Origin of the sequence: Aeribacillus sp. FSL M8-0235, from assembly GCF_038000355.1 — a bacterium.
GTDB classification, from domain to species: Bacteria; Bacillota; Bacilli; order Bacillales; family Aeribacillaceae; genus Aeribacillus; species Aeribacillus composti.
Genome location: NZ_JBBOBW010000001.1, coordinates 1,581,919 through 1,605,797, shown reverse-complemented (window position 1 = coordinate 1,605,797; position 23,879 = coordinate 1,581,919). Strand labels below are relative to the sequence as shown.

The 23,879-nt window shown below is 40.1% G+C and carries 21 protein-coding genes, 1 pseudogene and 1 riboswitch; of the genes and pseudogenes, 5 read left to right on the top strand and 17 right to left on the bottom strand.

The annotated features are described in order from the left end of the window. Positions 1-17: 17 nt before the first annotated feature. The 11 genes from NSQ71_RS07770 to NSQ71_RS07720 form a co-directional block, all read right to left on the bottom strand. Positions 18-287 (bottom strand): 2Fe-2S iron-sulfur cluster-binding protein, encoded by a 270-nt coding sequence (locus NSQ71_RS07770; RefSeq protein WP_063389622.1) that lies wholly within the window; start codon positions 285-287, stop codon positions 18-20. A gap of 318 nt (positions 288-605) precedes the next feature. After that, the gene (locus NSQ71_RS07765; RefSeq protein ID WP_277874811.1) at positions 606-851 is read right to left on the bottom strand and encodes a 4-oxalocrotonate tautomerase; all 246 of its coding nucleotides are present in this window, start codon (positions 849-851) and stop codon (positions 606-608) included. 461 nt (positions 852-1,312) lie between these two features. Then, the gene (locus NSQ71_RS07760; protein ID WP_339211362.1) at positions 1,313-2,206 is read right to left on the bottom strand and encodes an alpha/beta fold hydrolase; all 894 of its coding nucleotides are present in this window, start codon (positions 2,204-2,206) and stop codon (positions 1,313-1,315) included. Between the two features lie 462 nt (positions 2,207-2,668). Then, positions 2,669-3,583, bottom strand: coding sequence for a catechol 2,3-dioxygenase (locus NSQ71_RS07755; RefSeq protein WP_063389734.1), 915 nt, complete (start codon positions 3,581-3,583; stop codon positions 2,669-2,671). A gap of 61 nt (positions 3,584-3,644) precedes the next feature. Beyond that, positions 3,645-4,070: a GlcG/HbpS family heme-binding protein gene (locus NSQ71_RS07750; RefSeq protein WP_199757352.1), complete on the bottom strand. Its 426-nt coding sequence runs from the start codon at positions 4,068-4,070 to the stop codon at positions 3,645-3,647. 29 nt (positions 4,071-4,099) lie between these two features. Then, positions 4,100-4,960, bottom strand: coding sequence for an FAD synthetase family protein (locus NSQ71_RS07745; RefSeq protein ID WP_339211360.1), 861 nt, complete (start codon positions 4,958-4,960; stop codon positions 4,100-4,102). A 17-nt stretch (positions 4,961-4,977) separates the two neighbouring features. Continuing rightward, positions 4,978-5,463, bottom strand: a complete 486-nt coding sequence (locus NSQ71_RS07740; protein ID WP_339211359.1) for a flavin reductase family protein — start codon at positions 5,461-5,463, stop codon at positions 4,978-4,980. 20 nt (positions 5,464-5,483) lie between these two features. Next, on the bottom strand, positions 5,484-6,989 hold the full coding sequence (locus NSQ71_RS07735) for a 4-hydroxyphenylacetate 3-hydroxylase family protein (RefSeq protein WP_339211357.1): 1,506 nt from the start codon (positions 6,987-6,989) through the stop codon (positions 5,484-5,486). 667 nt (positions 6,990-7,656) lie between these two features. Then, on the bottom strand, positions 7,657-9,537 hold the full coding sequence (locus tag NSQ71_RS07730) for a thioredoxin domain-containing protein (RefSeq protein WP_339211355.1): 1,881 nt from the start codon (positions 9,535-9,537) through the stop codon (positions 7,657-7,659). A gap of 68 nt (positions 9,538-9,605) precedes the next feature. Then, positions 9,606-9,788 (bottom strand): DUF255 domain-containing protein, encoded by a 183-nt coding sequence (locus tag NSQ71_RS07725; RefSeq protein WP_144598360.1) that lies wholly within the window; start codon positions 9,786-9,788, stop codon positions 9,606-9,608. A gap of 962 nt (positions 9,789-10,750) precedes the next feature. Continuing rightward, entirely contained in the window at positions 10,751-11,938 is a 1,188-nt protein-coding gene (locus NSQ71_RS07720; protein WP_130157876.1) for a glycosyl hydrolase family 18 protein, read from the bottom strand. Positions 11,939-12,221: 283 nt separating this feature from the next. Between NSQ71_RS07720 and NSQ71_RS07715 the strand changes: the two are divergent. After that, positions 12,222-12,401 (top strand): annotated as a pseudogene (locus tag NSQ71_RS07715) (ABC transporter permease); the annotation flags it as partial. Between the two features lie 89 nt (positions 12,402-12,490). On the opposite strand, the gene NSQ71_RS07710 reads toward NSQ71_RS07715, so the two are convergent. From NSQ71_RS07710 to NSQ71_RS07695, 4 genes are all read right to left on the bottom strand, one after another. Next, positions 12,491-13,294, bottom strand: coding sequence for a DNA-methyltransferase (locus tag NSQ71_RS07710; RefSeq protein ID WP_340733585.1), 804 nt, complete (start codon positions 13,292-13,294; stop codon positions 12,491-12,493). 753 nt (positions 13,295-14,047) lie between these two features. Then, a protein-coding gene (locus tag NSQ71_RS07705; RefSeq protein ID WP_445684688.1) for an IS3 family transposase occupies positions 14,048-15,194 on the bottom strand; the annotation gives its coding sequence in 2 pieces (ribosomal slippage) (positions 14,048-14,924 and positions 14,923-15,194; 1,149 coding nt in all). Positions 15,195-16,030: 836 nt separating this feature from the next. After that, positions 16,031-17,611 (bottom strand): gamma-glutamyltransferase, encoded by a 1,581-nt coding sequence (gene ggt, locus NSQ71_RS07700; RefSeq protein ID WP_340733582.1) that lies wholly within the window; start codon positions 17,609-17,611, stop codon positions 16,031-16,033. Beyond that, entirely contained in the window at positions 17,608-18,843 is a 1,236-nt protein-coding gene (locus NSQ71_RS07695; protein ID WP_340733581.1) for an MFS transporter, read from the bottom strand. The genes ggt and NSQ71_RS07695 overlap by 4 nt, the downstream gene beginning before the upstream one ends. A gap of 220 nt (positions 18,844-19,063) precedes the next feature. On the opposite strand from NSQ71_RS07695, the gene NSQ71_RS07690 reads away from it, so the two are divergent. The 4 genes from NSQ71_RS07690 (at position 19,064) to ade (ending at position 22,683) form a co-directional block, all read left to right on the top strand. After that, the gene (locus tag NSQ71_RS07690; RefSeq protein ID WP_063388247.1) at positions 19,064-19,540 is read left to right on the top strand and encodes an Lrp/AsnC family transcriptional regulator; all 477 of its coding nucleotides are present in this window, start codon (positions 19,064-19,066) and stop codon (positions 19,538-19,540) included. An 18-nt stretch (positions 19,541-19,558) separates the two neighbouring features. Further along, the gene (locus NSQ71_RS07685; RefSeq protein ID WP_340733579.1) at positions 19,559-20,125 is read left to right on the top strand and encodes a chromate transporter; all 567 of its coding nucleotides are present in this window, start codon (positions 19,559-19,561) and stop codon (positions 20,123-20,125) included. Then, positions 20,122-20,661, top strand: a complete 540-nt coding sequence (locus tag NSQ71_RS07680; protein ID WP_340733577.1) for a chromate transporter — start codon at positions 20,122-20,124, stop codon at positions 20,659-20,661. Before NSQ71_RS07685 ends, NSQ71_RS07680 begins: the two co-directional genes overlap by 4 nt. A gap of 128 nt (positions 20,662-20,789) precedes the next feature. Continuing rightward, positions 20,790-20,891: riboswitch (purine riboswitch) on the top strand. A gap of 49 nt (positions 20,892-20,940) precedes the next feature. Continuing rightward, positions 20,941-22,683 carry an adenine deaminase gene (gene ade / locus NSQ71_RS07675; RefSeq protein WP_340733576.1) on the top strand — a complete coding sequence of 581 codons (1,743 nt, stop codon included), beginning with the start codon at positions 20,941-20,943 and terminating at the stop codon, positions 22,681-22,683. 270 nt (positions 22,684-22,953) lie between these two features. On the opposite strand, the gene NSQ71_RS07670 is transcribed toward ade, so the two are convergent. Together NSQ71_RS07670 and NSQ71_RS07665 are read right to left on the bottom strand one after the other, a co-directional pair. Then, a complete protein-coding gene (locus NSQ71_RS07670; RefSeq protein ID WP_340733574.1) occupies positions 22,954-23,139 on the bottom strand; it encodes a helix-turn-helix domain-containing protein in 186 nt (61 codons plus the stop codon). Between the two features lie 426 nt (positions 23,140-23,565). Further along, a complete protein-coding gene (locus tag NSQ71_RS07665; RefSeq protein ID WP_063388252.1) occupies positions 23,566-23,862 on the bottom strand; it encodes a 4a-hydroxytetrahydrobiopterin dehydratase in 297 nt (98 codons plus the stop codon). Positions 23,863-23,879: the final 17 nt, after the last annotated feature.

The window sequence follows — 23,879 nt, the reverse complement described above, 5'->3', positions numbered from 1 at the left end:
ATGTTACCACCTTAGCTTTATTCAACAAGATCACCAATCAAGTGGCTGAGCGGATACGTTTTGCAAGCCAATACATAACCTTGCTGCCGCTCCTCATCCGAAAGAGCTCCTTTCGAACACAATCCAATTTTGTATTCTCCCTTTTGGATTTTGACTTTGCACATTCCGCATCCTCCATTTGCACATCCATAAGGAATTTTTACTTGATGAGATCTCGCAGCTTTTAATAAATCAACGCTCTCTCCGCAAGAAAAAATTTCTCCGCCTATATGAATTTGATATACCATTATTATCTCCCTCCCAACATGATAATTTTTTCTATTATTCAAGCATGCTCTACAGCATAACGTTATGCGCCATTTTGCACCTGCTTTTACTAGCGCTGGCGAAAAGAAACAAAAATGCATAGCATTGATCGCATCGTTGATGAACATAACATCATGGCTATCCGACACCTATAAGCATAATAAATATTTTTGCTTAAGGTATGTTTTCTTCTTCACGACCAATGCCGCAGTTCTTGAAAGCGTCGAACGGAGTTCTTAATCACGCAACATGTTCCCCATTCATAAACAATTAACTTTCTACTTTTGTATCTGCCGATTTCATCCCTCTTTTTCATGCTCTCTTCGTTTTTTCACAGATTCTCCAGCAATTCCCCAATGTTCTAGAGGCATTTCTTGAATCATGATGCGGACATTTTCTTTCGGCGCATCCAATACTTTGCACACCGTCTCCGTTAATTCATAGATAAGTGTCTCCTTTTTTTCCGGAGAACGACCTTCTAACAAGTGAACTTGAATGAAAGGCATACGTTTTGACTCTCCTTTCCAAAGATAAAAAGGCTTCAACCGAACGAAAGAAGTTCAGGCTTATGGAGAAAACGTTTTGCTATTGCATCGGCTAACTCTCGCTTAGACGATTTCTACCATTGCACTGATTCCTGGTCACGAGAAAGTTTGTTATTGTTCAAATAATGGACCCTGACACTCTAGCACCGCAACCGTCGAAATAATGGCACCATTCCTTTAAAAAACTATAAAGATGAAGCATACATCTGATCCAACATTTTTCGTAAATCGTTCTTTTAACATGATGCGGGAAGACAGCCGCTAAAGTAAGAAAATGCGATGCCGGCTGCAAAAAATTTCAAATCGCTTTTAGTGCAGGCTGTCTTTCTAGGTAAAGCGTCAATGATTGAAATGTACAACAACCGTAACTGTTGTGTTGTACTAGGCATATTCGCAATGCTGTCTGGCTTTCAAAAAAGCGAATCATAACCTTGTTTTTTGATAAAAACATAAAAATATTCTTATATTTCATTGTGAAAAAAATGCAAAAGCAAAGAATGAAAGCTGTCTCGATATTCCACTTGCGTCCAATGGCTGCATTGTCCGTAAATCATCATTTTTACCCGCGGAAGATGTTTGGCAAAATAATAATTTGTCTCGACAGGAACGATCGGATCATTCAGCCCGTGAACGAGTAAAACTTGTTGTTGTATGCGGCGCAAAGTGGCGCTTGGCAAAACAAGATCATCTACTATCTGCTGGCGAAGCGGAGGAAACATTGCTTCATAGGAACGGCGCACGGCAGGATTCATTGCGGCCTCAAAGCGCATTTTACTAATGCTGTCAAGATTGTCTTTAATAAAGCTTTCATCATAAGCAAACCAGCGAATGATTTGCGCCATTGCCTCTGCGGATGGATCCTCATAAAACCCCCAAACGCGGTCAAGTTCTGGAGTCAATCGAAACGGAGCACCCGCCGAGCCCATTAACACAACGCGATCAATTCGTTCAGGCGCCTCGGCCAATAAATGAAGAGCAACAGCCCCGCCTAAAGAATTTCCCACTAAATGAACGTTTTTCACCTCCAATTCATCCAAAAGGTCTTTAAGCTGATCCACCCATAACCTCATCCAAGTACGGATGCCTTTCGGAGGCGAAGGCGGATGTTCCGACATTCCAAAACCGATTAAGTCTGGCGCGATACAATCAAATCCCTTTTCCTTGAAAAAAGGGAGCGCATATTGCCAATTAGACCAAGCAGTTGCTCCAGGACCGGACCCATGGATAAAAAGAATCGCTTCATTATTTCCGATGCCGGTGCGGTAAAAATAAGTTTCATAGTCTCCGGTTTTGACACTGGTACTTGTCGCTTCTTGCAAACCAATTCCTCCCCTCTGGCACTGCTTTCGAATCATTTTCCAACACGTACTCCTGACACGAAATTAATTGACACAATTTTTAGAAAATACTAATTATCCCAATCGTAAACGGTATTTATTGTTTATACAACTCCATTGTTTCATAATAAGAAACAAAAGGAAAAAATAACAAATTTTTTCATACGTTTGTATTTCTAAAAACATGTTCCTTTAGATGTATCAAAATGAAACGTACTATTAAAGAAATCTCTGAAAAAAATTGGGCATGGAAACCGCATCAAAAGAACAATCCGTAAATTATGAATTCGCATGTCCGTATAAAAAGAAGCTGACCCCAAACATCGACTTCAAGCGATTTTCGGTCAGCCATCTGAAACATTTCTTTTTTAAGAATGCAAAATAAATAGCGAAGGGGCTGCAAACATCTCCTTACGTGTTTCCCGAATCAGAAGAGATGATCGAACCCCTTTAACAAGAATATTCTTGATCTTTGTATTTTTATGTTAGTGCTTTAGAGAATGATTCAATGAGTTCTCTTCGATGATAGAAAATACCTGTTCCAATTTTATCTTCCGTCCAAGTAATGGTCGGAAAGTCTGCATAGCTCATATAACCGCTTGTGTATGCTTCATTTCTATTGCCGGATGGATCAAAAAAGTAAACGGTAAGGCCTCGTGTAATGCCGTGTCTTGTTGGCGTCACTTCTGCTTGAACATTATTTTTGGTTAAAATATCTGCTGCCTTTAATACTTCATACCAGTTATCGACATAAAATCCTGCATGATGAAATTTCGCATCCGGTCCTTTCACGAATGCAAGATCGTGACCTTTGTTCGTCACTGACATAAAGCTTCCGACTAAATCTTCTCCATCTACCGTAACGATTTTCTCGGTTTGTCTAAAACCGAGCACTTCTGTAAAGAAGCGGGTTGCTGTTTTTAAATCATCGCCTGTTAAAAGAGCGTGATCCAATCGATGCGGAGCAATTCCTTTTAGTCCATCCGGCCATGGATCTGGGTTTAGATTCCCAGTTTTTGTCCCTACTTGTTCTATTTCCGTATACAGCTCCATATGATGGCCTGTTGGAAGCTGAAAACGAACCGCTTCTCCTTCTGCTAATCTAGTACCTTTGGAAATTCGGGAAAGTTTGCAGCCAAATTGCTCAATTTTATATTCTAATTTTTCCAGCTCGTAAATATCTTTTACCTTAAATGCCATATGATCCATTCCAGCTGTATCGGATTTTTGCAAAATGATGCTGTGATGGTCATATTCGTCCCAAGCTTTTAAATATACTCGATTTTCCTCGCGTCCTGTCACTTCAAGCCCAATGACATTTGTGTAATATTTTACAGATTCTTCTAAATCCAACACCCGAAGCTCCAATCGCCCTAATCTTAAAATTTCGCTCATTTGAATCCTCCCTTTCATTGAAAAATCTTATTTTAATGAATTTGATCATCAGCTCTTTCCATTAAACCGTTTCCAATAAAGATAACGCAGCCTCGCAGCACAATCTGTCTTCTTCTTCTGAGCCGCCGCTGACCCCGATTCCTCCAGCTAAATCGTTTCCGTCATAAATCGGGTACCCTCCTCCAAAAACGACAAGCTTTTCTGTATGGACAATCCCAAGGCGCAAGCTCGGCTCATCTTTGATCATGTCATACCATTGATGGGTCGGAATCCCGAAAGCCGCTGCCGTATAGGCTTTATTTTGAGCAATTTGTATGCTTAAAAGAGGCGCCTCGTCCATCCGGAAAAACGATTTCAAATTTCCGCCTTGATCCACAATAGCAATGTTCACTTTCACTCCAAGTTCTTCAGCCTTTTGTACCGCTTTGTCAATCATTTTTTTCGCCAAGTCACTGCTGATGCTTTTTTGCTGTAAAAACGCCAACATTTCTTCCCCCTTTCCTAAAGTCAACACCGCTATCCTTTTGTAAATACTAGATTTTTCTCTTCCTTTTCTTCGATCTCTAATGTGAAATCGAAACTTCTGGCAATCCATTTTACTTTGACTCGAGAAATACTCCACACAGAAGATATGGATGGACCAAGCCAATAGATTTTTTTCTGCTTAGTAACAAGCACGCGTCCCTCAAACCACCCTTTTCCTATATCAATTGCCACGTCGTAGCATCCTTTTGGAGGAAGCATATAGTACCGATCCAAAATCAATTCATCTTTTGCATCAGTATGGATCATTTTTCCTTTTGTTTCGTAAAATTCTCCCAAGTAATCAGGAAGTTCTTCCATCAATCCTGATTGAATCTTATTTCGAATCAACGTAGAACTAATTTTTTCATCGTTTCGTTTGACATTTTCTACTTTCGTGACAGTGATTGAGTATCCGCTGTCTTCCTCCATCGTATCTAAACTTCCTTTTCCTTTTCGGCCGTACGTGAAGTCATATCCAGCTACTACATGCTTGATTTGCAGCGGAACTAAATATTTCTGGACAAATTCCTTCGGCTCAAGTCTTGCAAATTCCGATGTAAATCGTATTAAATAAAAGTAATCAATCTCTAAATGGGAAAACTTTTTTGCTTTTTCGGCAGGCGGGAGCAAATATTGGACACGTTTTCCCGTTTTGCCGATTATGTCTTTAGGGTGCGGAAAAAAGCTGATAACCGCTGTTTTTACCCCCATTTTTTCCGCCAAGTTTTTAGCGGTCTGAATGACTTTTTGATGTCCGAGATGAACGCCGTCAAAAAACCCTAGTGCAGCAACGACAGGACAAGAGGCAATAAGATCTAGATCATTTTGATGATCAATGATGATTGTTTTCAATGAAATGCCCCCTTTTTTTAGCTCGACGCCGTCGCTTGTTCGCTTTGAGCAAGCTGATGGTATTTTCCGCTGAAAAACAGAAGCGGATCTTGCTCTGTCATGTTTATATCCGTCACTTTCCCGATGAAAAGGACATGATCACCTGCTTGAACCTCATTAACAACTTGGCAGGAAATTTGCGCAAGAGCATCTTTAATGACCGGCAGTCCCCCCAGCTGTTCAAATTGTACATCGACTGGTTTTTCCAGCTGCCCGGCAAAATTCATCGAAAGCACTTGTTGATCGTGCGACAAGATGTTAACGGCATATTTTTTTGATTGTTGAATTTTTTCCAGCATTTTCGCTTTTTCTCCAATGGAAATTAATACAAGCTTCGGATTTAAGGAAATGGACATAAAGGCATTTGCTGTCATTCCATGAATATCTCCGTTATGCTCCGTTGAAATGACCGTCACCCCTGTAGCAAATTTCCCCATCGCATTGCGAAACAAGCGATCGTCCATATCCACCACCTCCTTTCTTTTTATTTCTGAACAAGTTCTTTTTGTGGAGATACCCAAGTATCATTGAGCCAACCGTTTAGATCGTAATCATCCAAAGCGGAATCGACAAACTCTTTAAATCGGTCGGAATCTCCAGTTGCATCAGCAATTTTTAACGTCTCTAGACGAATGTTCTCATGGTTGCCCGCATAGTTGATTTCATAAAGCTCATGACGTCCGCCAAATTCCGTTCCGATCGCATCCCAAATCATTTTCATCAATTTCACCCGCTCTTTTGCATCAATGCCTGAACCGCGATAATAACGATCGAGATACGGTCGCAGCTCCGGATTTAAAAAGTCGCTGGCACTGGAAGGCAATTGAATGAGGCCCCCCGCAACGATTTGTTCAAAAATTTGTTTGACGCGCGGCCATACCATTGGAGCGAGCACACGGTAAGCAGCGCCGTACTGAAGGTTCGGAAGTGCAACGCCATTTTTCGTTTCACAATTGGCTGCCATTGCGGTAGAAAGAGCCCAAAACATATTGCGAAGGGCAATAACCTCACCGATATTTGCCTGAACCCCACGAAACTGCTTCGTACCTGCCGCCTCTGTCGCTTTCATTAATAAGCCGACCATAAAGTCAAGCTTGACGGCAAAACGCGTACAACCTTGGAATGTAAAGCGGTTTACAAATCCCGTTTCAACAAAAAACCCGTTTACTACGTTTACATTTTTGTAGGCAAGTACGTTCTCCCAAGGAATAAATACATTATCTAATACAATGACTGCATCGTTTTCATCAAAACGGCTGGAAAGCGGATAATCAAACGGAGAACCTAATGTTTTTGCGATTTGTTCATACGATTGACGGCTGATCATTTTTACGCCAGGCGCATTCATCGGTACAAAGAAGACGAGTGCATGGCTTTGATCACCATCTCCTAAATCTTGAGCTCCATAGTTAGAGACGAAGTTATAATGAGTTAGTGCAGCTGCCGTTCCCACCATTTTGGCACCGTTTACAATAATACCGTCATCCCGCTCTTTTACAGCGCGAACATAAACATCTTTATTTTCATGAAGAGGTTTTGAACGGTCGACCTGCGGATTAATAATCGTATGGTTAATAAACGGAACTTCTTTTGTTGTTTTTTTGTACCAATTTCGCGCATTGTCCTCAAAACCTTCGTAATAATCCGCAAACGCTTTCAAATGTGCTGTGAAAGAAGCTTTATAATCAGGGGTGCGCCCCATAAAGCCATAGCTCAGCTTGGCCCATTGTGCAATCGCATCTCTTGCTTCTAAAAGATCTTGAGCATTTTTTGGTTCTTTAAAAAATTTGTGAGTTTGATAGCCTTCTTCAGTAGTCGTCGTTAAAATTTTTCCCATCTGTTCATCATGAAGAGCATCATACATTCTTGCTATGGAGCGAGCAGAGTTTTCGTAGGCAGAATGTGTTGTAACATCATCAATCTTTTCTCCATTTAAATAAACAACCCTGTTATCTCTTAAACTTTCTAAATATTCCTTACCATTCATCATCTTTTATCACCTTCCTAAATGAAAATATAATGAACTGGTATTTCCTCTACGGTTCTATCATATAATTGATTTGAATTTTCAGACAATGACAGCGTTTGTTTAAAAATCATTGAAAACTAAACAATTGTTGTTGAAAATACACAAAAAAGACTACCTCATTGCCAAACACCAGCATTGCGTCAAAATGGCAACAAGCTGGCGATTTGAGCGTGAGACAGTCTTCTCAAATAATATTCATACATATCTTGGCTTCGATTGCTTCCAGTGAATAGTCTCCAGGCGTTTTTTATCATATAATGCTCATACATATCCCTGTCTAATGTACTGAAATGTTGTAATCACATTTCCCGCTGATCTTTCAATGACCTAGCAATGTGAACTTTCTTAATCCCTTGTGCTATCTGGGCATTGCTCTTTATTCCAATATGTTTGCGGCACCGCCGATAAGATCAGCGTTTCTTCTGCGCTGTCAGAAGCCGAATCGTCAGCAATCGGATCAAGTCACCGATCAGAAAGTGCTCTTTAAACTGCAAACGAACGACTCCCCGTTTTCAGGATTGTCCTTTCACATAAAAACCCCAGTCCGAGGCAGACTTTCAGAACATCGTATTAAATGCATCGTTTTTTACTGTCTGCCTGTCGGGGATAATAGTATCGTACATTTTCATTATAAGTTCAATGTATTTATAACTTCCTCTACATCTGTTGTCGGCTGTTGGCAGGCAAAGTTTTCACATATATAAATAGTTGTTTCATTATTGATCATGCGATAATTTTTCGCAAATTCCGCAATTTGTGCAAATTGATTTGGATCTTCAGCAACTAACACTGAAAGTTCCATTGTATACGCCTGTTGAATACGATTCAATAATCTTTTCCTTTTGCTGCAATCTTTCGGACCAATAATGACAACCTCTTTTTGCGGCAGCTGTTCCATCAAAAGGCTTTGCAAGAAAAACGTATGACCGCTTGGGTATTTCTCCACTTCCTCTTTAAAAATAGAATACATTTGCTGAACGCTTTCGTGTAAATCCAAATTGCCGGTCAGCCTGCTCAATTTCAAAAGCGCGAAGGCCGCAACGCTGTTTCCTGAAGGGAGCGCACCATCATAAATTTCCTTCTCCTTGACAAGCATTGCTTCACTGTCATGACCTGTGAAGAAAAATCCGCCATTTTCTTGATCCCAAAAAAGATCAATCATTTTATCAGCAAGCTGTTTACCTTTATGCAAATAAGTTAAATTAAATGTCGCTTCATACATTTCGATATAGGCCCAAAGAAGGTATGCATAATCATCAATGAACGCCTGTTGTTTTACTTCGCCATCGCGATAGCGCACCATAACTCTTCCGTCTACAATTAAATGATTTTCAATAAAATCCAGCGCCTTTTTTGCCATTTTGATATATGCTTCCTGATCAAAAACAGCTCCTGCTTTTGCTAGTGCAGCAATCATGAGAGCATTCCACGCGGTCAGCACTTTATCATCAACATGTGGAAACGGTCTTTCAATTCGTTTTTCAAAAAGCTTTTGTCTCGCCTGCTCCAATTGCTCTTTCAGCTCTTCCAGCCCCATTTGATAGGTAATTGCCGCTTTTTCTTCATTCGTATGAATGAGATTCGGGATATTTTTTCCTTCAAAGTTCCCTTCTTCAGTTATATCGTAAATATGACAAAACTGTTCGCCTAGTTCCTGCCCGAGAATCTCTACCACTTCCTGTTTTGTCCATACGTAAAATTTCCCTTCCTCCCCCTCAGAATCTGCATCAATGGCAGAATAAAAAGACCCTGATTCATTCCTCATGTCCCGTCGGACAAATTCAATAATTTGTTCTGCAATTGTTTTAAATTGAGGGTTTTGGGTCACTTGATAGGCCTCGGAGAATGTATAAAGCAAAAGGGCATTATCGTACAGCATTTTTTCAAAATGCGGAACGAGCCACATGGCATCTGTCGAATATCTGGCAAATCCGAAGCCGATATGATCCCAAATCCCTCCCTTTGCCATTTGCACAAGCGTTTTATTCACAAAATAAAGAGCATTTTCATGTTTAGTCCATTCGTGATATTTCATTAAAAACATGAGCATGTGAGGAATGGGGAACTTCGGTGCCTGACCAAACCCTCCATAAATTGTGTCAAAATTGCTTGAAAGCTGATGAAACGTTTCATGAAGAACGCTTTGCTTCAGCTCACCTTTCTTATTTCGACTGGCATTTTTATTTAAAACTTCCGTTATGCGTGCTGCTGTCTTTTCAATTTTTTCATGCTCTTTTTGATAAATTTCCGAAAGCTGCTGCAACACATCGATAAATCCCGGACGTCCAAAACGGCTTTGCTTAGGAAAATAAGTGCCTGCATAAAAAGGTTTTTGATCCGGTGTGATAAATACATTGAGCGGCCATCCGCCTTGCCCCGTGAGAATCTGGCATACCCTCATATATATGGAATCAATATCTGGTCGCTCCTCACGATCTACTTTTATAGCGACAAACCGTTCATTTAATATCTTTGCAACTTCTTCATCTTCAAAGCTTTCATGAGCCATGACATGACACCAGTGACAAGTAAACTTTATATCCACCTTTTAATTAATATATTAGCCCCATTACAGGGCTAGGAATAGCCGATAGACACAAGTACAGGCTTTCCTTCTCTTTTTGCTTTTTGGAAAGCTTCAGGTGACCATTCCAACCAATTCACAGGATTTGTTTCATGTTGCTTCAAGTAAGGACTTTTTGACAAGACTAACCAATTGTATTTTTCGTTATAACGTTCACGTTCGAGATATTCCTTCATTAATGTAACACTTCCTTTTATCAAATATTAGAACGCTTCTTCCATCTTCGCATGAACGGTTGTCCATAAGACCGTATAAAAGTATTTGCTAGAAAGAAACGTCCATCTATATTTTACCAGTTATTTTCCGCAAAATATACTTAACAAAGTAACTTCAGGTAAATAAAATTATACATTCATTTCTTCATCATAAGTCAATTCAACAAATGTTAGTTAACCCCTGTTGGCAACATATACATAGAATGTTTGAAGAACGTTATTGTTAACTAAATATTGTAAATAAATAAAATAAGTGGATTCTCCCTTTCCACACAGGAGACTAAATATTCAGTCTCCTGTGTGGAGGAAATATACCTCTCTATTCTAAATCCATTTCAGAGATACCCTATCTATCTTACATTACACAAAATTCTTGACGGTACCATATTATTTTTATGGATATTTTATTAGCAAATATAAAATCATTCACTTAATGTCCTTAAATTAGTGATTATAAAATCACCAACAGTTATATTCATTTGAACCAATATATTTTTAGCAACGTTTCATCACAATATCATCCAACAAAAAAGCCAGCGTTTACTGCTGACTTCATATGTTTTATTAAACTATAGCACTTTTGTGCACAATTATGCAGGGTGGGGATATGATCATGTGCATTTTTGCGCAACCTGCTCAGTTTATGAATAAAAACGGTTTTATGATGGAACAGTTGAAATAGATCAGGTAAATAATGAAAGCAATATGTTTGTTTGGTATTTGGTGAAATGATCATTATCATAAATAAGCAAAAAAACGGCTCAATTTTCATAAACGGTTTCCGAACAAGTCCCTAAAATAAATCAAGTAGAGAAAAACGAGCTGTTTTTCTCTACTGATTTTGTATGCCTTCGATTTTGATCTGCAAACAGTTGACGCCTTCTTCTTTCAGAATGTTGCGGGCTAATGCCATTTTTCTCCGCTTAGTGTCTTTGAATGATAAACTCCTCTTCAAGCAAAGTCCAATTTTGAGGGAAAGGTTCGCCAAGCACCCAATATGCCACTCCATTCAGTCCGTATTCTTTTACGAGATTAAACTTTGCCTGCATGCTTTGTTCATTTTCAAACCAGACCTCATGTGTTTTGTTTTGATCATCGGTGTAGCGAAACCAAGGTGCCTGCGCCTCGTTGTCATACTGAATTTCAACTCCTTCTTTCGCCGCTAGGTCTGCTGCTTCCGCCGGAGCGATTCGTTTGGCAAATTTTCCGCCTTTTTTGTATGGTAAAGTCCAATCGTACCCATACAAAGGGGCGCCCATCACAATTTTGTTTCGCGGAATGACGGAAACGGCATAATCCAGTACTTTGCGAACTTGCGGAATCGGTGACACCGCCATTGGCGGACCGCCGGACCATCCCCATTCATACGTCATCAAAATAACAAAATCTGCTAACTCTCCATGTCTCTTATAATCATGGGCTCCGTGCCATGGTCCTCTTTGTTCATCACTCGTTTTTGGGGCCAATGCAGTTGAAACCGTAAAGCCGGCTTTGCGAACCTGCGGCAAAATCGTTTCGAGAAAGCCGTTATACAGCTCACGATCCTTTTCCCGAATATGTTCAAAGTCGATATTTAAAGCTTTATATCCTTTTGCTTTCATCGTCTGAATAACGCCATTGATCAAACTTTTAGAGGCTGTTTTATCTGTAAAGATCCGATGAGCAATATCCGGTGAAAAATTTCCTTCTGTAAAATTGGTGATGACCATCATCGGAATCGCACCGGATTTTTTAGCAGCTGCGAGTGCTTCACTGTCTTCAATTGGAACAAGACTTCCATCGGCGTTCACTCGGTAACTGAAAAAAGCTACATATGATAAATGCTGGCTGACACCTTTTAAGTCAGAAACGGATTGCTGCGGAGTGATCGGCTCAAGAAATCCAATTGAGTTAATAGGTCTTTTGTCGCGGGCCGTCTGATCAGGCTTTACCTTTTGTATTCGTTTTGCTGGAGATTGGCTATGCTGTATCCTAATGAGCGAGCTATCTCCTTCATTTTGAGTTGTCGTTCCTTGCTGTTGATCATAAGAAGCGCCCTGCTTTTTATCATTTCCATTTCCGCATCCAGAAAGAGCGAGCGAAAGGCAGAGCAAAATGACAAATTTTCTCATCACAACATCTCCTCTTGTTTTTTCTTATACTTCCTAAACAAGAGGATGAATATTCCCGAGTTTTTCACTTCTGTCCATAGATTCAGCAAACATGCGCTAGAAAAAGTATTTAAAAAAAGACTGTCGCAAAATACATAGAAATTTTTCATCTGCTGTTGACCTTTTTTACAGTTCCATTTTGCTGCGTGTTTTTCCGTACATTTTTTTATCAGCTGCTTCGAATTTTTTTATTTACATCCTGAGCTCCAGAAGTTGCAATTTTTTTGCAATCCTTCTACATACCGTTCTTCGTTTGTCGATATTAGAGGAATGGCCATGGGCGGAAATTGTCATATCACTTGCAATCTTAATAATAAGTGTTTGGATCTTTATGAAACTAGCTGGAAAAATATTCAAAATCGACATCTTAATGTACGGAAAAAATGCCACGCCAAAAGAAATATGGACTTGGATCAGACAATGATCAAAATAAAAAAATCGGCTAAACGCCGATTTTTTTATGGTTTGGTGAAGATGAATAACATTTGCAAGCTGCGTAGTTATGATCGGTCTTTATTCCCAAAATACCGGTTCGCCTTCGATATGGCAAGGCTTGGGCTGATAGATGTCTTCTTTTGTTTTAAGATAGTGATGAATTCTTTCTTCATTGGCTGTAAAAGCATTGTTTGCGATATCGCATCCTAAAAAGCGGCAGTTGTTTTTTATGGCTGCAATAGCTGACGATCCGCTCCCTAAAAACGGGTCGCAAACCGTAAATCCCTCTTCGGCACTTGCATAAATCATCGCTTGGAACAGCTCAACCGGTTTTTGCGTCGGATATTTCGAATGGTGAATTCGTTTAAACCGCCATACATCCGGAAAAGACCGGTTTCTAATTTTGCGGTTGTTTCCGTTCGTAGCAAAAATAATATATTCGTGCCTTCTTCTAAAATAATGCCCCATTCCCATATTGATTTTATCCCAAGTGATGATGTTTTTTACGTCAAAGTACTCTCTCATTAAATGCCCTAAGCTTAATAAAGAAAAAGAATCAAACATGATGTAAATGTGCCCTGTATCTTTTTTCAGCACCCTCTTGCACTCTTGTAAAAAAAGATGATAGTTTTCTTCACTGTCTTCAAATTCCGCAAACCATTTCCCATTTTCCGTTCCCTTTTGCTTATATTCACCGACGATTCTGCCCTTCCCGAGCTTCAGCTTGTTATTCATTCCAGAATAAGCAGGGTCTGTTACAATCAAGTCGATGCTTTCATCTTTTAAAGACTTTAAAAAGGATATGCAATCATTTAGTTCAATTTTTACTTCGAGATTGTTTCCATATTTAAACGTTCTCACAGATGCAGTTTCTGTGTCCATATCCAAACACCCTTTTAAAAATAAACGAGATAACTATTTTATCATACTATAGAAGAACGTATATTCTCAACCGATTTAGCTCGTATCTAGCATTTGGCGCAGCGACTTTCAGTGGATTGTTGTCTTGCCTATTTATTTTAATTTTCGTATTTGGGCATTATCGCGTGCAGATTATCTGATTATGCTTATGACCTTCTCCGCATAATCCTCTGGGGACGTTATTTCCTTCTTGATCTCTGTCCAGTTTGCTCGTCCAATCAAAGTTTTCCATACTACAGCCAAGGTATTTATCATGCACTCCAAAGCTCTCCGGTTTTTTTGAAACATTTTCAGCACTCACTTTCAGATGTATGTTGCTCAATTGGCTACAGTCCTAAACTGAAGAATAACTTTCCCGATGTTTCATTCTGTTTCATGAGGATTCAACCATTAAGCCCCTATTTATTCCATATTTAATGACTTCGTCAACGAAGAAAAAAAATAACGGAAATAGCTAAAGAAAAAACTGCAAAAACCATAATACAATAGCAGGCAATATGTAATGCACCCCTTTGTCAAGACACAAATTGATAATATTTAAGTTATCCATTCTCTCCTTTCGCTATGAATGTGGTGCGTGTGCAAAAAAGGCTTGACATGGAGCCTCTACGGGCACGATTTTTTGCGCTGGAGCGATGGACAGATAACATCGCATGGCTAAAACAGCCTATCATGCCCGTCTCTCCATATAAAGCCTCTCATCACGTTCGATGGTTAGGATGCTTGAGCCATCTTAGGTTGCTTGTACACTGTTGCTGGCGTCAAATAGTCCAAGGATTGGTGAGGTCGGTCTGTATTATAGAACGTAACATAGCGTCGAATGCCTTTTCGCAACTCTTTAGGATTCTCGAATTCATTGAGATAGATACATTCATACTTTAAAGCTCTAAAGAATCGTTCCGTACGACTATTGTCTGTTGCTCGTCCTTTGCCATCCATTGATACCTGGATGCCATACTCTTTCAACAGCCCGAGATAGTCAGCGTTTGTAAAATGGCTGCCCTGGTCACTATTGATGATGGCCGGCTTACCATGACGCAATGCCCGCTTCAGACAGTCGATGACAAATCCTTTCTCCAGCGTACTAGATAACTCGTAATCGATCACTTTGCGGCTGAACCAGTCGATGATGGTAAACAGGTACATAAAGCCCCGTCCCATACGAAGGTAGGTGATATCCACTCCCCATACATGGTTCGGACGGGTGATCTCCAATCCACGGAGCAGGTAAGGCCGGCAGTACTTGGCATGTAGCCTCTTACTAAGGTTGGGTTTAGGGTAAATAGCTTGTATACCCATAAGGCGCATGAGACGGCGTACGCGTTTATGATTCACATCAAATCCTTTCTCACGAAGTTTCGCAGTCATGCGCCTGTAGCCAAAGTAGGGATGAGCTGTATAAAGCATATCCATTTCATGCATGAGCATGATGTTTTCTGAGCTTTCTGTTTGCCCCTTTGATTGGCGATACACGCTAGTACGATGAATACCTAATAACTGTGCCTGACGCTTGATGCTGATCGATGGGTGATTGAATTCGACCATAGCCTTTCGTTCGTCAACAGACTTATTTGAGTCCAGATTTTTTTTTCAGCCAGTCAACTTCAACCGTTAACTGACCTACCAATTTCTCTAAATTTTCTTGTTTGGCCTCATATTCTTTACGGATTTTATCCACTTCGCTTGAGCCTTTTTCAAAGACCATCGAGGATCGTTCTAGAAATTCTGCTTTCCAACGACTGACCATGACTGGGCTTAATTCATATTTGGCGGCTATTTCATTGACGGTTTGCTCTTCACGCAACACCTCAAGAACCACCTTAGCTTTAAATTCTGCGGTATATCGGTTTCTTTTTTTCATGGTATCATTATAACTTATTTATCACGCTCATGTGTCTCACCTTATGGGAGCATTATAATATTCCGAAGATTATATGTAAAGCAAATGCGAAAAACCTTTTGGTAATGAAAGCAATTGCTATCGATATGGGTAGTCCATAAAAGAACACCCCAAAGCTTACAGATGAGATATCATGAGAAGATTGTGAAAAGAAGATCCTGTTTGTTGGTCAGAAAGACATGCTACTGGCGAAATAAAATCGCTATGATAAAAGTAGAAATAACAAACGTAATGAGCGCTGTTAAAAATTTTCTTTTTATATATTAGTTATACCCCTTATTATTACTTGTAAATAATCAAATACAAATTTGATAAGTAAAAATACATAAAAAATGTTCTAATATGATTGCCTGTGTAGATGGTGAAGGAGATTAAAATGGTCATCATGGCATTTTTGGCTATTTGTTAGCAATTATATGGACCAGTATTGCGGAATATAAAATTTCATTTTGCTGTTTGTTTTTGACGAAAAGCAGCAGCTGGAAATCAATGTAAGTTTTGTTAAGGAGGTTTGATGAAAGATTTAGTCCGCGAAACCGCTTGTTGCAATCGTTGGTGTTTTCGCTTCCCTATATATTTCTACTAAAACCTTTCTTTTGGCTGTAACTTCTCCTAATTTATTTCCAGGGTTGAATATACCGATGTGAGAACCTCTTCAAATGATAAAAGCCTGTAGAATTCCAATAATGAATTCTGCAGGCTTTGCCCTAGCTGGATACTTTCCGTAAACCCTTCTCCAATATATTTAAATATGAAACAACGGATAGCATAAATCCCCGCTTTTTATGAATTCGTCGTTACCAACCGATTGCCGCACCGTCTCCTCTTGGATCAACCCCGCCATGTAAAAAGCTTTGTTCATCAATTAATATGGCGTTGGCATGCCCCATTATTTTATCAATAGGTTCAACAACTTTCACAAGATGGCCAGCTTTGATCATCGATTCGATCACTTCTTTTGAGATGCGGCCTTCCATCTTCAATTCTTCCGTCTCTTCTCCCCACGTTCTTCCCCACACAAACCTTGGCTCATATATTGCTTCTGCAGGGCTCATTCGATAATCAATCATTCTTGTAATGATAGCTGTTTGTGTTTGCGGCTGCCCTTCTCCTCCTTGTGTTCCGTATAAAATATACGGCTTTCCATCTTTAAAAGCCATTGCAGGCATCAGCGTGTGGAACGTTCTTTTTCTCGGCGCCAAGCAATTGACATGCGAACGATCAAGAGAAAAGAACGATCCTCTGTTTTGCATTAAAATCCCTGTGTCACCAGCAACAACACATGAACCGAATTCAAAATAAAGACTTTGTATAAAGGAAACCGCATTCCCCTCTTCATCCACGACAGCCGCATGGGCAGTGTCGTTTCCGACAGGCTGAGTCTTCACTTCGCTTGCTTTTGTCAGACTGATCGATTCGGCCAGCTTTTTCGCATATGTTTTGCTTAACAATTTATCAAGCGGAATCTGGTAGAATTCGGGATCTGTCAATACTTTGTTTCGGTCTTGAAAGCTTTTTTTCAATGATTCTGTCAAAAGGTGATAATACTGAAAAGAACCGTGCGGAATCGTTTTAAAATCAAAGTTTTCTAAAATATTTAGCGCCATTAGCCCGGCAAAGCCTTGTGAATTGGGCGGAACCTGATACATGGTATAACCGCGGTAAGTTCCGCTCAGCGGTTCGACCCAATCTCCGTGATGATCCGCAAAATCATCCTCTATTAAAATCCCGCCTTTTTCTCGAAGGCTTGATACAATGCGTTTTGTTAAACTGCCTTTGTAAAAATGATCTCTTCCTTTGTTCGCTAACTCTTTCAATGTATCCGCCAATTGCTTCTGAATAAATTTTTCATTTATGCTCGGAATTCGATGATGAGGCAGGAAAATCGATGATGTTTCCGGAAATTCTCGCAGAATTTGAACATTTTTTTGCGTGTTGACATATTGATCCTTTGAAAAAGGGAATCCATTTTCCGCATATTCGATAGCAGGCTCTAAAACCTCCGCCAATGAAAGTCTTCCGTATTCTTTTATGATGGCATCCCAACTGTCAACCATTCCCGGCACGGTGATAACACTTTGAATGCCTCGATACGGAATGGCGGGTAAACCTTCGTATTTTTCAGGCGTGGCGTTATAGCCTGACCGGCCGCTGCCGTTATACGCACGAACTGCTTGATCCTTTTTACTGTAAAACAGCCAAAAAGAATCTCCCCCGATCCCTGTCATGTGCGGATAAACGACCGCTAAGCAGGCGCTGACCGCTACCGCTGCATCGAAAGCATTTCCCCCTTTTTGCAGTATGCGGCAGCCAGCTGCCGATGCTAAATAATGCGGACTGACAACCATACTTTTCGTTCCGATCATTGATTGGCTCATATTGCTTGTTCCTCCCTCGGTTTATTGTTTTGAACGAAATCGGACATGCGATTTGAACCTTCCGTAAATAGAAATAAAACAGCGCCGATGATTAGCAAAACACCTGACAAATAAAAACCGATTTCAAGCTTGCCGGTTATATCGGCAAAATAGCCTGTAATATAAGGGGCAAAAATGGAAGAAAGCATTCCGCTGAAATTGAAAAAACCATACACTTTGGAGTACATGGAAGACGGCGTAATTTCAGCCATATAAGATATTAATACGGGATCGAGTGCCAGTTTTCCTAGCAGTCCGTAAAAAACTAATCCTGCTAGCAGCAAAGAATAATTTTCCGCATAAGGGATGACAAATTGGCAAACAGCTCCAGCAACAGCTAAAAAAATGATCAACGGCTTTTTATTTTTTACTTTATCTGAAACATATCCAAAGAAAATAGCCCCCGGAATCGAAGCCCACGGCACCAAAGAAGAAATGATCCCTGTTTGCGAACCGTCTACCCCTTTTACCGTCTGCAAATAATAAGGCAACCAAGTCAGCATTCCGAAGAATCCATATAAAGAGCAGAAGATGAGAATGTAAACGAAAAGATGATTTTTTGTAAACAACCGTTTTAAGTTTTGGCTATCTTTCATATGAGGAACTTCTTGTTTTTTTTCATGGCTGGATTGATCTCGTACACATATTCCTATCAAAATGGCAACAATAATAGTTGGAATGGCAAATAGATAAAATGAAAATTGCCATCCTTTGTTTAAGGTATATGTGAAATAGCTAGCAGCAATAAAACCAAGAGAAATGCCGAAAGCCATTCCGCTATTGATCACTGCAGAAACGATCCCTCTGTATTTTTTAGGGGTAATGTTGGAAGAAATTCCGTATTGCGAACCGTAATAAGTGCCTTCTCCAATACCTGTTAAAGCGCGCATCAGCAAAAACAATGCAAATGAAGATGCCAATCCGCTCAAAAAAGTGGTAATGCCAAATAATATATAACCAATTACTAAAACTTTCACCCTTCCAAACCGATCAGCCAAAAATCCTGTTGGAATTTGCATGATCGAATAGGCAATAAAAAATACAGTGGACATCAAACCTAATTGACTATTGTTTAAATTCCACTGCTCTCCTATTTCTCCCATCACTGGCGACAAAATATTTCGATCCGCATACATAAATACCCATCCTAGAAAAAACAAGAAAATAGCGATGGCTGGATGTGTACGTTTCATTTTCTTCACCCCTCTCAACTTTTTTAAAAAATTTGATTTCATTATAGAAAGCTGCTGAGGAAAGTTCCTTGAATTTGTAAATTTTTTTAACAAAGTTTTTTTCGTTTCGTAAACAAATAAATATTTTTATTTTTTTATAGAAATCATAAAACATATTTTGTATACTAAAGGAAATTATAATTAGAAAATTAACTACATAACGAAATAAAGGGTGGTATGAATGGCATTCGAATACAACATTCCGAATTTAGACATAGACCATATTGATAAACAAATTTTAGAGAAGCTGCATGAAAACAGCCGGATATCGTATACCGATCTCGGAAAAGAAATCGGTTTGTCTCGAGTTGCCGTTCAGGCGAGAATAAACAACTTAATTGAAAAAGGAATTATCGAGAAATTTACGACGGTTATCAATCCGACGAAAATCGGCATTCATGTTTCCGCCTTTTTCAACGTTGAAGTGGAACCGCAATATTTAGAGGAAGTGGCAGAACAATTGGCGGAGGAGCATGCCGTTACAAGCTTGTACCATATGACTGGACCAAGCAAGCTCCATATGCATGGAATCTTTAAAAATAATCAAGAAATGGAAAATTTTTTAACAAAAAAATTGTATCCGATGCGCGGTGTCGTCAGCGTTGACTGTCAAATTCTCATTAAACGATACAAGAGCCGCATGGGCATGAAATTATAAAGGATGAGGGGGAGGAACATGCAAACATCTTATAAAAATCTTATCATGGCTATGCTGAGAACCGGAATTTTTGGATTCGGAGGCGGTCCTTCCGTCATACCGCTGTTCCGTTATGAAGCAGTTTCCAGATACCGTTGGGTAAAAGATGAAGAATTTGCTGAAATATTGGCCATTGCCAATACCTTGCCCGGACCGATCGCGACAAAAATGGCCGCTTACTTAGGATATAAACAAAAAGGGGCATTAGGCGCTTTTATTTGCGTTGCGGCACATATTTTGCCTACTTGTTTAGCCATGATTTTATTGTTCAAAATGGTCACGGCTTTAAGCGGTTCACCTGTTATCCACGGTATGATTTCTGCTGTTATGCCGGTGATTGCCGCCATGCTCGGGCAGATGGCTTACGAATTTTCTTCAAAGGCCGTGAAAGGATTGGGAAAATGGCTTGGCGTCCTCTTGATGATTGTCTCGTTTTGTCTGCTGCAGGTGATTTCGATTCATCCAGCTATTGTAATTCTAATGTTTTTAACATATGGAGCTTTCCATTTAAAACGGAAGCGCCAAAGCAAGGAGATGTCGGCATGAAAATTTGGATCAGCTTATTCATCGGTTTCTTTTTGGCCAACATCCTCGGTTATGGAGGAGGACCCGCTTCCATTCCGCTCATGTATGAGGAGATTGTCAATCATTACAAATGGCTGACAAATGCTGAATTTTCCAATATGCTCGCACTGGGAAATGCTTTGCCGGGGCCAATTGCAACGAAGATTGCGGCATACGTCGGTTATGATGTGTACGGCTGGTGGGGGGCTTTCATCGCCTTGTTTGCAACTGTATTTCCGTCAGCTTTCGCTTTGATTCTGTTGTTAAAACTGATTCAGCGCCACCGGGAATCTTTAGTTGTGAAAGGAATGACCTTGCTTGTCCAGCCTGTTATTGCTGTCATGATGCTGCTTTTAACTTGGGAAATGATAGAAGACTCTGTCCATTCGCTCGGAATTATCCAATCGCTCATCATTGCTGCTGTATCGTACTTTGCCTTAGAAAAATGGAAGGTTCACCCTGCCATTCTCATTATGATTTCCTTTGTTTATGGAGGAGTTGTTCTGCCCAATTTTTAAAACCGGTCTGTTTGGAGCACCAGAGAAACTGTGATTCTCAGCTTTTCGCAATACCTGAGAAAATTTTTCTGTCAAGAAATGCGCCAACTATCTTGCTTTGTTTCAATTAGAGTCGTATAATCTCTTTTTAAAAATACGAATGATTTTCTCGTATAAGTTTGGAAATACGGTCCAAACGTTTCTACCAAACTACCGTAAATAGTTTGACTACGAGAGACGATACACAACTCTCCCTGTCAAACTCAACGCGCGAGTTTACTACAGAAGGGAAAAGTGAGAATGGACAAAAACATTTTAAAGAAAAGAATCCAAGTGGCTAGCAAACAAATTCCGGCAGACATTGTGATTAAAAACGGAAAAATTGCCGATGTTTTCAATTTAGAAATTTTGCATGGAGACATCGCCATTGCGGACGGAGTGATTGCTGGAATCGGAGAATATGATGGGGTAAACATCATTGATGCCGAGAATCAGTTCATCGTACCAGGTTTCATCGACTCTCATGTCCATATTGAATCTTCGATGGTGACACCGAAGGAGTTCTCCAAAGCAGTTCTGCCCCACGGTGTGACAACCGTTATTATAGATCCGCATGAAATTGCGAATGTCGCCGGGACGAAAGGTATATCTTTTATGCTGGAGGATTCAGAAGGCTTAGATTTAGATGTGTATTGCATGCTGCCTTCCTGCGTTCCGGCGACTTCGTTTGAAAATGCCGGCGCTGTGTTAAATGATGATGAACTTGCACCTTTTTACAAGCATCCTCGGGTGCTCGGGCTTGCGGAAGTGATGGATTTCCCAGGTGTTCAAAATTTAGATGACCGCATCATTGACAAGCTTTTAACGGCATCAGCATATAAGATCGACGGACACGGCGCAGGTCTTGGCATTGAAGGAGTCAATGTTTACAGAGCGGCCGGCATTCAAACAGATCATGAATGTGTGACAAAAGAGCAAGCAAAAGACCGCCTTGCTCGCGGAATGTACGTCATGATCCGTCAAGGATCTGCTGCAAAAAATTTGCCAGAACTAATCGGCGTGGTCAATGAAAAAAATAGCCACCGCTGTCTATTTTGTACGGATGACAAGCATTTAGACGACTTAATTGCCGAGGGAAGCATTGACTACAATATTCGTCTTGCCGTCGAGCATGGACTTGATCCTCTCATAGCGATTCAAATGGCGACGATTAATGCCGCCCAATGTTTCGGACTATCGCAAAAAGGAGCGATCGCACCTGGATATAGAGCAGATCTTGTCATAGTAGATAACTTCAAAGCTTTTACGATTGAAAAAGTTTTGAAAGCCGGAAAAGTGATAGCGGAAAACGGTCAATATATAGGATCTATAGATCAACCAAAACCTTCCGTTTTATCAAGAAATTCTGTCAATCTAAACATAAACGAGGTTACAAAAGAACGGTTGGCCATTCACGTAAAAAATAACCAAAAAGCGCATGTAATAGAAATTATTCCGAATCAAATTGAAACGGTTAAAAGAATGATGGAAGTTCCGAGCGACGGTGTTTGCTTCATCCCTTCCATTGAAAAAGATTTGGCAAAACTGGCTGTACTCGAACGCCATAAAAATACTGGAAACATTGGCCTTGCCATTGTAAAAGGATTAGGCTTAATCGGCGGTGCAGTCGCCACAACCGTCGCCCACGATTCCCATAATGTGATCGTTGCCGGCACAAACGATGAGGATATGATCTGCTCCATTCAAGAGATAAAGAGAATCGGCGGTGGGCTAGTAGTTGTGAATGATGGAAAAACGCTCGCCTCTTTGCCGCTTGTGATCGGCGGATTGATGTCAGATCAAGCATATCCAATCGTCGCCCATCAACTCGATGAATTGAACAGCAGCCTGCACAAAGTGAGCAAACATCGGCATTTCAATCTCTTCCTCACGCTCTCTTTTTTAAGTTTGCCTGTCATTCCAGAGCTCAAAATTACAGATTTAGGATTATTTGACGTCACAACGTTTCAGCACATAGAAGTTGCAGCCGAGCACGGCGTTTAAATATCGTGCAAAAAATGATTGTATGGGCAGCAAAACACATAAAAAAAGAAAACTCCGGCAAGGGAGATTGGCTCATCTGCCGGAGTTTCATTTGCCTTTTTTCGCTTAGAGTTTAAATTCTTTAAGCCTGCTAAAGCTTTCCAATACGTGTCAGAAATGATTCATTCATAAATTCGCAGGAGATGTTTTTTACACGCTTGCCCGATAGCTTAACCGTTTTTTCCGCCGGACTTTATCCCGTTCCAAAATCCTTTGCTCGATCAATAGAATTCACCTTTTTGCCAGCTCGCTTTGGTCAAAATCAAACAAATTATACAGCTTGTATGCCATCATGAGCTCAAAGCGCATATCTGCATGATTTAAATCAACATTGAGTATTTCTTCAACACGTTCAATGCGATATTCAAGTGTGCTGCGGTGTATAAATAATTCTTTCGAAGCTTCGCGGTAAATCAAAAGGATTTTTGCAGCGCTTCGGTCATGGTCATACGATTAAATTCGGCAGGTTGTTTTCCTTCAACATTGTCAATGATATCTTGAATGGTGCTATGACATGATCCGATCACTTAAAAATTTTCCTTCAACAACATCAACTAACATCCTTGTTGCCTGCTTTGTGTGTGCAAAATTTCGTCATGTTTTTTTATCCATAAATGCAGATTTTCCCCAAAAAGACCATATACACGCTTCTTGCAGCTCCGCATCATTTCAGCTGCCCATCTATTCGAGAAAAACAGGATGCCTTTTAAATCGCATCATTTTTTTGAAAACCGCTCTCCTTCTCAAGAGGAAAGAAGTCCCTTATATCATAACTTATGGTGCGGCGGAAAATGCGGCTTTCTTCACGTCATCTGCTTCACATATAATCCACTTTTTTCGTTCTTACCCTGCTTTTATTTTTTCATAAGCTTCATCATATTTTTTCGCCAGTTCGAAATCAAGCTTTGTGAGTCCTTTCGCTCTCTGAGACGAAATTTTTACCGTGATGAACTTATAGTCAATAGAAATGAAGGGATGATGGTTTACTTCTTCAGAAATGTCCGAAATTTGCCGCACGAATTCTATTTCTTGCAAATCGTCTTGAAAGAGGTACTTTCTTGCAATCCATCGCTCTTCAAGAAGCTTCCAATCTTCCATCTCTTGTAAAAGAGATTGCACTTCTTCATCTGTTAACCGCATGACCGTTTCCTCCCGGA

Excerpts from the sequence above, each read along its gene's own strand:
- NSQ71_RS07770 (WP_063389622.1), bottom strand. The coding sequence starts at position 287 with ATGGTATATCAAATTCATATAGGCGGAGAAATTTTTTCTTGCGGAGAG.
- NSQ71_RS07760 (WP_339211362.1), bottom strand. The coding sequence starts at position 2,206 with ATGATTCGAAAGCAGTGCCAGAGGGGAGGAATTGGTTTGCAAGAAGCG.
- NSQ71_RS07755 (WP_063389734.1), bottom strand. The coding sequence starts at position 3,583 with ATGAGCGAAATTTTAAGATTAGGGCGATTGGAGCTTCGGGTGTTGGAT.
- NSQ71_RS07750 (WP_199757352.1), bottom strand. The coding sequence starts at position 4,070 with ATGTTGGCGTTTTTACAGCAAAAAAGCATCAGCAGTGACTTGGCGAAA.
- NSQ71_RS07740 (WP_339211359.1), bottom strand. The coding sequence starts at position 5,463 with ATGGACGATCGCTTGTTTCGCAATGCGATGGGGAAATTTGCTACAGGG.
- NSQ71_RS07735 (WP_339211357.1), bottom strand. The coding sequence starts at position 6,989 with ATGATGAATGGTAAGGAATATTTAGAAAGTTTAAGAGATAACAGGGTT.
- NSQ71_RS07730 (WP_339211355.1), bottom strand. The coding sequence starts at position 9,537 with ATGGCTCATGAAAGCTTTGAAGATGAAGAAGTTGCAAAGATATTAAAT.
- NSQ71_RS07725 (WP_144598360.1), bottom strand. The coding sequence starts at position 9,788 with ATGAAGGAATATCTCGAACGTGAACGTTATAACGAAAAATACAATTGG.
- NSQ71_RS07720 (WP_130157876.1), bottom strand. The coding sequence starts at position 11,938 with ATGAGAAAATTTGTCATTTTGCTCTGCCTTTCGCTCGCTCTTTCTGGA.
- NSQ71_RS07710 (WP_340733585.1), bottom strand. The coding sequence starts at position 13,294 with ATGGACACAGAAACTGCATCTGTGAGAACGTTTAAATATGGAAACAAT.
- ggt (WP_340733582.1), bottom strand. The coding sequence starts at position 17,611 with ATGAGCCAATCAATGATCGGAACGAAAAGTATGGTTGTCAGTCCGCAT.
- NSQ71_RS07695 (WP_340733581.1), bottom strand. The coding sequence starts at position 18,843 with ATGAAACGTACACATCCAGCCATCGCTATTTTCTTGTTTTTTCTAGGA.
- NSQ71_RS07690 (WP_063388247.1), top strand. The coding sequence starts at position 19,064 with ATGGCATTCGAATACAACATTCCGAATTTAGACATAGACCATATTGAT.
- NSQ71_RS07685 (WP_340733579.1), top strand. The coding sequence starts at position 19,559 with ATGCAAACATCTTATAAAAATCTTATCATGGCTATGCTGAGAACCGGA.
- NSQ71_RS07680 (WP_340733577.1), top strand. The coding sequence starts at position 20,122 with ATGAAAATTTGGATCAGCTTATTCATCGGTTTCTTTTTGGCCAACATC.
- ade (WP_340733576.1), top strand. The coding sequence starts at position 20,941 with ATGGACAAAAACATTTTAAAGAAAAGAATCCAAGTGGCTAGCAAACAA.
- NSQ71_RS07665 (WP_063388252.1), bottom strand. The coding sequence starts at position 23,862 with ATGCGGTTAACAGATGAAGAAGTGCAATCTCTTTTACAAGAGATGGAA.